General features: G+C 36.1%; 8 protein-coding genes. 3 read left to right on the top strand and 5 right to left on the bottom strand.

What is annotated here, in order from left to right:
• The 3 genes from PKC55_RS18020 to mobC form a co-directional block, all read left to right on the top strand.
• Positions 1-164: plasmid mobilization protein (locus PKC55_RS18020; protein WP_524536951.1), on the top strand; the 164-nt coding region annotated here is incomplete at its 5' end.
• Between the two features lie 2 nt (positions 165-166).
• On the top strand, positions 167-1,420 hold the full coding sequence (mobB, locus tag PKC55_RS18025; protein WP_324373632.1) for a conjugal transfer protein MobB: 1,254 nt from the start codon (positions 167-169) through the stop codon (positions 1,418-1,420).
• Positions 1,421-1,454: 34 nt separating this feature from the next.
• Entirely contained in the window at positions 1,455-3,464 is a 2,010-nt protein-coding gene (gene mobC / locus PKC55_RS18030) for a conjugal transfer protein MobC (RefSeq protein ID WP_324373633.1), read from the top strand.
• Positions 3,465-3,491: 27 nt separating this feature from the next.
• Here the strand turns inward: mobC and PKC55_RS18035 are convergent, their stop codons facing one another.
• Genes PKC55_RS18035 through PKC55_RS18055 form a run of 5 tightly spaced genes read right to left on the bottom strand, consistent with a single transcriptional unit; the run spans position 3,492 to position 7,776 of the window.
• Positions 3,492-3,875 carry an InlB B-repeat-containing protein gene (locus PKC55_RS18035; protein WP_324373634.1) on the bottom strand — a complete coding sequence of 128 codons (384 nt, stop codon included), beginning with the start codon at positions 3,873-3,875 and terminating at the stop codon, positions 3,492-3,494.
• Between the two features lie 6 nt (positions 3,876-3,881).
• Complete coding sequence (locus PKC55_RS18040; protein WP_291129440.1) at positions 3,882-4,472, bottom strand: TIGR02391 family protein; 591 nt, start codon at positions 4,470-4,472, stop codon at positions 3,882-3,884.
• Between the two features lie 60 nt (positions 4,473-4,532).
• Positions 4,533-4,685: a hypothetical protein gene (locus PKC55_RS18045; RefSeq protein ID WP_291129438.1), complete on the bottom strand. Its 153-nt coding sequence runs from the start codon at positions 4,683-4,685 to the stop codon at positions 4,533-4,535.
• A 21-nt stretch (positions 4,686-4,706) separates the two neighbouring features.
• A complete protein-coding gene (locus tag PKC55_RS18050) occupies positions 4,707-6,578 on the bottom strand; it encodes an ATP-binding protein (protein ID WP_291129436.1) in 1,872 nt (623 codons plus the stop codon).
• Complete coding sequence (locus PKC55_RS18055) at positions 6,568-7,776, bottom strand: SIR2 family protein (RefSeq protein WP_291129433.1); 1,209 nt, start codon at positions 7,774-7,776, stop codon at positions 6,568-6,570. Before PKC55_RS18055 ends, PKC55_RS18050 begins: the two co-directional genes overlap by 11 nt.
• Positions 7,777-8,159 lie beyond the last annotated feature (383 nt).

The raw sequence follows: 8,159 nt of genomic DNA on the forward strand, positions 1-8,159 counted from the left end.
TCGGAGTCAATTACAATCAAGTTGTAAAGGAATTACATTCCAATTTTGGAGAGAAAAAAGCATTGGCATTACTTTATAAATTGGAGAATGCAACCATTGAACTGGCAGAAATTGGACGGGAAGTGATGCAATTGTGCGAACAATTTAAGGCTAAACATCTCTAAAAATGGTTGCAAAATTTAGTCACGGAAGCAGTTTGTATGGTGCACTTTCCTACAATCAAGAGAAAGTAAATGAGGGTTTAGGTAAAGTTTTGGCTACCAATCTGGTCATTGAACCTAACGATGGTGTGTTCAATGTTGCCTCTTGTATGGAAGATTTCGAGCGATTTATGCCCTCGCATATTCGCACATCGAAGCCTGTTATCCATATCTCACTCAACCCACATCCGGACGATAAACTGACCGATCAGCAACTTGCCGACATTGGTCGTGAGTACATGGAGCAGTTCGGATATGGCGGACAACCCTATATGATTTTCAAACATGAAGACATTGGCAGGGAGCATATACACATTGTATCGACCCGTGTACGCACGGATGGCTCAATAATCAGCGACAGCAAAAATTACGAACGCAGCAGAAAGATCACCGATTCTTTAGAACAAAAGTACGGTCTGCACTCAAAAGAAAAGAATCAAGGCGAGGCATGGCAGCTTGCTCCAATAGACGTTAGCCAGGGGAACTTAAAAAAACAGGTGGCAAACGTCATAAAACCGCTTTCTGAAATGTATTCTTTTCAGACTTTGGGCGAATATCGTGCTTTGCTCTCCTTATATAATATAGGAGTAGAGGAAATCAAAGGAGAAAATAAGGGTAAAGCGTATCGGGGATTGGTTTATTCGGCATTGGACGGTGATGGCAACCGTGTCGGTACACCTTTGAAATCTTCACTGTTCGGCAAGGAACACGGTTTGGATAGATTGGAAAAACTATTTGAGAAGTCAAAAGAATCAATTAAGGAAAATGGCATAGCCAAACAAACCCGTGCTACTGTTTCAGCGTCCTTTGCAAGTACCCGCACAGAGAGCGAGTTCCGAGCGGCTTTGCGGGAGAAAGGTATCGACCTTGTGTTACGTCGCAACGATGAAGGACGCATCTATGGGGCTACATTTATTGACCATAATCAGAGGACGGTTCTTAACGGTTCTCGTTTGGGTAAAGAATTTTCGGCGAATGTTCTGGGTGAACGCTTTGTAGATAATCTACCTCGTGAGGATATGCAAGCACCAGCCCCGAAACATTCCGAGAATAAACAACCAACCACCAATCAGCAACCACAATCAACATACTCCGAGACGAACGATCCGGTGGGGAGTTTATTTTCTGTCTTTACTCCCGAAGTCGAAGGGACAGATAACAAGCAGCCGACTTTAAAACGTAAGAGGAAGAAGAAACGTCGGTATGGGAGGCAGCTATAAAATTTAAAATTCTAACAATTTAAAAATAACAATTATGTCACAAGAAGATGATTTAAGAGGACTTGCTAAAGTCATGGAGTTTATGAGGGCGATCAGTATTTTGTTCGTTCTGATGAATATTTATTGGTTCTGTTATCAGGCAATACACGAGTGGGGAATTAATATCGGGGTAGTAGATAAAATTCTAATGAATTTTAACCGTACCGCAGGTTTGTTCAATTCTATATTGTGGACGAAAATCTTTGCCGTGGTATTCCTTGCCCTGTCCTGTTTGGGGACAAAGGGAGTGAAGGAGGAAAAGATTACATGGAATCATATCTATGTATGTCTTATTTTTGGTTTTGTATTTTTCTTTCTGAACTGGTGGCTTCTTTATCTGCCTCTTCCCAAAATAGCCAATGCAGGCTTTTATATTTTTACCATTGCAGTAGGATATATATTGCTTTTGATGGCGGGTACATGGATGAGTCGCTTACTCAAAAACAATCTGATGGACGATCCGTTCAATAACGAAAACGAATCGTTTATGCAGGAAACCAAGTTGATGGTAAATGATTATTCGATAAACCTGCCCACAAAGTTTTGGTACAAAAAAAAGCAGTGGAAAGGTTGGATAAACGTAGTAAACCCGTTTCGTGCGGCTATTGTGTTGGGTACTCCTGGTTCGGGTAAGTCATACGCCGTTGTAAATCAGTTCATCAAACAGCAGATTGAGAAAGGCTATACGGGCTATATTTACGATTTCAAGTTTCCAGACCTTTCGACTATTGCTTATAACCATCTGTTAAACAATAGAGAAGGTTATAAGAAAGTACCGACCTTTTATGTGATAAACTTTGATGATCCAAGTCGTAGCCACCGTTGCAATCCAATTAACCCGTCATTTATGGATGATATTTCAGATGCTTATGAGAGTGCATACACCATAATGTTAAATTTGAACCGGACGTGGGTGCAAAAACAAGGAGACTTCTTTGTAGAATCTCCGATTATCCTTTTTGCTGCCATTATATGGTATTTGCGAATCTACAAGGATGGTAAATACTGTACTTTTCCTCATGCCATAGAATTTTTGAACAAAAGTTATGAAGATATTTTTCCGATTCTGACTTCGTACCCAGACCTCGAAAACTACCTTTCTCCCTTTATGGATGCGTGGAAATCTGGGGCTGCCGATCAGCTCCAAGGGCAGATTGCAAGTGCTAAAATACCTCTTTCACGTATGATTAGCCCACAATTATATTGGGTGATGTCGGGTGATGAGTTTACATTAGATATCAATAATCCTGATGATCCTAAAATATTGGCAGTAGGTAATAATCCCGACAGACAAAATATATACGGAGCGGCACTCGGATTATATAACAGTCGCATTGTGAAGCTGATAAATAAGAAGGGGCAACTCAAAAGTAGTGTTATTATTGACGAGTTGCCAACTATTTATTTCAAAGGGTTGGATAACTTGATAGCCACCGCCCGAAGCAATAAAGTTGCTGTATTATTGGGGTTTCAAGACTTTTCGCAGTTAAAGCGTGACTATGGAGACAAAGAGGCTGCCGTAGTAATGAACACAGTAGGTAATATATTTTCGGGGCAGGTAGTTGGTGATACGGCAAAAACTTTGTCCGACCGTTTTGGTAAAGTTTTGCAGAAACGCCAGTCCATGACCATTAACCGTAACGATAAATCGACTTCCATTTCTACACAAATGGATAGTTTGATACCTCCATCCAAAATATCCAATCTAACACAGGGTATGTTTGTGGGTGCGATAGCGGATAACTTCGACGAACGGATAGAGCAAAAGACTTTTCACTGTGAAATTGTGATAGACAACGAGCGAGTAGCCACGGAAACTAAAGCGTACAAGAAAATACCCATTATCACCAACTTTGTAGATGAAAATGGAGTAGACCGCATGAAGGAAATGATTAAGGAGAATTATGATCGCATCAAAGCCGAAGCCAAACAGATTGTCGTTGAAGAGTTGCAGCGTATAAAGGACAATCCCGACCTTTGCCATTTGTTACCGAAAGAGGACTAGTTTAAGTTTAATAGCTGCATAAGTCTATTAAATTTTGGTAGCAATGATTCTCCCTTTACTATTTTCTTTATATGTATATCCCGATATAGGGAAGGCGACAATTCTACCGTCTTTACCTTCCCTATATGTATACCCCGATATTGGAAATGCTATAATTCTACCATCTTTACCCTCTCTGTATGTATATCCCGATATAAGGAAAGCGACAATTCTACCGTCTTTACCTTCCCTATATGTATACCCCGATATTGGAAATGCTATAATTCTACCATCTTTACCTTCTCTGTATGTATATCCCGATATAGGAAAGGCTACAACTCTACCATCTTTACCTTCTCTATATGTGTAGCCTGATATAGGGAATGTTACTACTTTGCCATCCTTACCTGTTCTTGATGTTTTTCCACCCATAACTGTTTACCTTATTTTTTGTGCGTTATCTAATCTTCTATGGCAGTATGAAATCATTGACAATATTTCAAGTGCATCTTGCTCCGAAACTTCCCAGCTAATTTTAGGCTCATGTGCTTCGGGGTTACGGAACATTCCACATAAGCCTTTCAGTATATTGCAAAATCCCTTATGTTCATCTTGTTCCGATTTGGACTGATAGTTGTTTATTATTAATACAGGTGTATTGCTAAACACATATTCGATTAACCTGTTCCCATCTTCATTAGATAGGGATAAATTCCTAATTCTCTGGAATAATCCTTTGCTTGCTTCAAATACTGAATGAAAGTAATTATTTGCCAGCAGTTCAGCTTTACAATAATTGAAAATTTCTCGATGCGCCTTCCTTTGCTCTAATTTTGTTTTCAAATCGTCTGCTTTTCTTCGAGCTTCTGAAATTGTAGATGCCAGTTTTATCTCGCTAAACTTTCCATTTTCATTCAGTTGATATCCAATAAAGCTTAATTGTTGGTTGATTTGATTTCTTTTTTCAGCAAAGACTTCTGGGTTATTGACATATTTTGCAGGAGCTAATGCGAGTCCGATAAAGTTCAATATGTGATTTGAACATCGATTCTCATTTTGATAAATAGCAAAAGCATCGTATATCCTTTTCTATTTAGTTGAAGTGGGCGATGCATCGGCTATTTTACTTTGTGCCAATAGGTGTTGTATTTCACTACCAGTCAAACCTGAACTTGTATCTCCAAGAATTTTAGAAATGCCTTCTAACGTCGGTTGTGTAAAACAATTTCTCAGTATTGCCATAATCTGCTAATGTATAATGAATTAATCTTCCCAGTTTTTCAATAAATTGATTGTTTCATTATTGGGTTGATGTTGGCTTTCAATAGTGTCGATTGATATTATTACAGGCATTTGAACCAATTGACCAGACAAAATACACATTCCCGTTCCCAATATAGGTAAGGCCTCCGTTGACACTTGATCTAGGTATGAGATAGCCTTTTCGACCATATCTAAATCTTTATTATTTACGAGCCTGTGAATAAAATAATTATGAAGTTGAGAAATAATAGTAGTGGATATATCAGACGGTCTTTGGCTTGCAATAGTGAGAAAAACTCCAAATTTTCGTCCTTCTTTAATTATTTCTTCAAATGTTTCCAATCTATAATCTTTCCATGATTCGCTTTCCCGAAGAGATTCATAGGATAAAATATTATGTGCCTCATCAATAATGATATTCAATGACTTTTCTAATTCATTGTCAGTCTTATGATTTTTGTGTTCTGAGTATAATTTGTGAGAAATAAGGAGCGGTATCAATTTCTTTATATTGATATTTGCTTCATTGAGATTTATAACAGCTAAATAATCATTATCCCAAAAGTCAATAGCACTATCCTTGATTTCTATAACTTTAGCAATATCTTTTTGGAAACTCTTTAATTTGTTTATTGCAGGGGCAATATGCTCGTTATTAGCCCTATTGGTTAGCACGTCATGAATGAGTTGAAGATATAGAAAGTGTATGATTCTTGAAATGAAATCAGATTCAAATTCATACTGTTCAACCTGTTTATAAAGTTTGGTTTCTTTTACAAAGTTTCTATTTTCAATAAAACATTGGTAATTATTAAAATCTCCCAAGTAATAACAGAATTTATCTGGTCTCCACGCAAAATCGTCAATTAATCTACCCTCCTCACCATCTTTATTAATGTATTTAGGTAAAATCTGTTCTATGTAATCCAATAGTAATTTAGACTGTACCTTGTCTGACATACATAAAATTTCCTCTATTCGCTTTCTCAAAATATTATGAAAGTAGCCTAAAGAATCATTTACACCCATAACTTTTTTATAAAATTCGAGCGTTCGCCCAATGAATGGTTGTTGTGTTTTTTCTGATGCACTTGCCAGTATGGAAAACAAGTTCTTATCTAATAAGTCATTTTCAAAAAAAGGAAGTTTGTCTTTTCCTGTACTATCCTTCGTTGATAAGTTATAGACTTTTTTATTGCTTATAATTACATTGTCACCATTATATTCACCATTAAAATCAAAAAGCAGAAATCGTGCATTTCTCTTAAACTTATCCTGATCTTCAAATGCCCTAAATAGTTGCCTATATATTTTAGCCAATGTATAAGACTTACCACTTCCCGTATTTCCAAATATCCCGATATGACTGGAAAATAGGCTATTAACACCAACATATATTTCCTGACCTCTCTCTAAAGCAAGAGTGCCTATTTGAATAGGTTTGTCATCCTGTTTAACAAATTGGTGAATTTGTTTAAACTCTTCACTATTTAGCAGAAAACACTCATTATCTATGAGTGGCAGTTCTTTTATCCCCCGCTCAAACTTTGCATTTTCAATATATCCAAGCAGTTTAGCATTGAGGATTCTGTTTATTTTATTTTCTTCTTTTCCATACTCTTGTATAACCGGCAGCTTTTCTTCTTTAATAGATTCCCCTTCAATTTTAGCAATGATTGAAATAAAGCCTTTTTCTATTTTTACATACCCCCCAACAGATACATTCTTAATTAGACTTCCCTTATATAGCAAGTGAGAAGCATTCTTTACTTTATCAACCTTAACTTTAACTTCTCTTCCTTCCACAGAAAAGACAGTCCCAATCCTAAAAATAGAATTTTCCTGTAATATATTATCAACTCTATTTTCCATTGTTATTGTTAATGGGGATCATCCTGCTGATTTGTTCGAACACTTCTGCATTTAAGGTCTTAAAATCAAAATTTACCACATTCTTTTTTAGCTTAGCTAACTTGTCTTTATCTCCTTCAGCATTAGTTTCGATAAAATTTGAAGGAGTAACAATCAGAATGTTATTGTTTTTTGATTTCCCATTGTTCAATTTAAGATATTCTTCAAACTGACTCTTTTCATCATCTGAAAAAGAGAATATAATAATCAATAATGTTGGATTAGAGTCAGCTACTCGCATTGTGATTTTAGAGATATGTTCGTCAGCAAACGAAAATCCCATAACAAACAATAGCGAATTTTCTTTTTCTAATACATTAGAATATATTCGCATCAGTTCATAAAAATGCAGGTCGAGAACTGTGTCTTTAAATTTCTGTTTGGTCGGATTTATAACAACTAACTTGTCGTAACTGTCAGTAAATGGCTTTATTGCTTTTTTATCTATTTTAGATAGCGAGTTTGCTTTAGCAACTATTTCTGCAAGTGTCTCTTTTTTATCTATTCTTATAAGTACATCTTTCTTAATAGATTGTAAGGCTTTATTTGTCACTTGCACATTTTCTAACAAACTATCATGAGATAATTGTTTTATATCTGTTCCGATTGATTTCCAATCTATTGATCCATGTAGTTTTAGCAAATTGAAAACAGGAATTTCCGATATGTTTTGATAATGAGTACTTGTTTTTGTATATGATTTTTGAAAATTACCTTCATCAAAGACCGGATTTATTCGACCTTTAAAACCATCATTGAACTCTATTCCTGTTTTTTCTGCGGCACGCTCAACAAATAAGTCGATGTTAGTACTGAATATATTGATCTGTTTATTGTGCAGCCTGCTTGCTCTGCGTACAATAATATCATTCCAGAGAATTAAAAATTGCCGATAAACCCCTAACACATCGTCAGAATAACCAACGATATCATCGTCAATCTCAGACTGAAGATTCGGCTTAATTACATCAGTAAAATACTTCGCATATATTGAAGCTCGTATAATCTCTTTTTGAGGACTATTATCCTCTTTATTTAATTCTGTTAGCCAGTTTTCAATATCACCTAAAGTATTCAGATATGGACGTGACAAACCAGAACCAATTAAGAAATTGATGTTGCAGGATTGGATCAGTTCTTTTATTTTTTCGACTTTCATTATTTGTTACTTATAGGATTATCACAAAGATAGAGTATTTTACTGATACAGATATGAAAGCAAGACTCTATAGTTTTGTCTATTTACATTTTTCAGTTTAAACAATAAGAACAGGAGGTAAAAACACCATATTCACCAATTGCGCATAGACAACCCCAGACACAAGCTACCACCTCTTTAAAACCTTGCAATCAATCTATTAGTAAGATGTATTTTCGCTTTGCATTAATAGTAATGCAAAATAAAAACATCATTTATTATGGATCAAAACAAAGTAAAATCCGAAGAGCCTAAAGTCTTATTGACCCAAGGCGAAGATGGCAAACTCAAAGTCATCACAGGGGAGCAGGACGGTAAACTCAAAACCGTTGAACCCACCAAAG

This window comes from Dysgonomonas sp. (assembly GCF_035323175.1).
In the GTDB taxonomy this organism is placed as follows: domain Bacteria; phylum Bacteroidota; class Bacteroidia; order Bacteroidales; family Dysgonomonadaceae; genus Dysgonomonas.

What these genes read in the sequence shown, in the direction of transcription:
- mobB (WP_324373632.1), top strand. Translation starts at nt 167, where the DNA reads ATGGTTGCAAAATTTAGTCACGGAAGCAGTTTGTATGGTGCACTTTCC.
- mobC (WP_324373633.1), top strand. Translation starts at nt 1,455, where the DNA reads ATGTCACAAGAAGATGATTTAAGAGGACTTGCTAAAGTCATGGAGTTT.
- PKC55_RS18035 (WP_324373634.1), bottom strand. Translation starts at nt 3,875, where the DNA reads ATGGGTGGAAAAACATCAAGAACAGGTAAGGATGGCAAAGTAGTAACA.
- PKC55_RS18045 (WP_291129438.1), bottom strand. Translation starts at nt 4,685, where the DNA reads ATGGCAATACTGAGAAATTGTTTTACACAACCGACGTTAGAAGGCATT.
- PKC55_RS18050 (WP_291129436.1), bottom strand. Translation starts at nt 6,578, where the DNA reads ATGGAAAATAGAGTTGATAATATATTACAGGAAAATTCTATTTTTAGG.
- PKC55_RS18055 (WP_291129433.1), bottom strand. Translation starts at nt 7,776, where the DNA reads ATGAAAGTCGAAAAAATAAAAGAACTGATCCAATCCTGCAACATCAAT.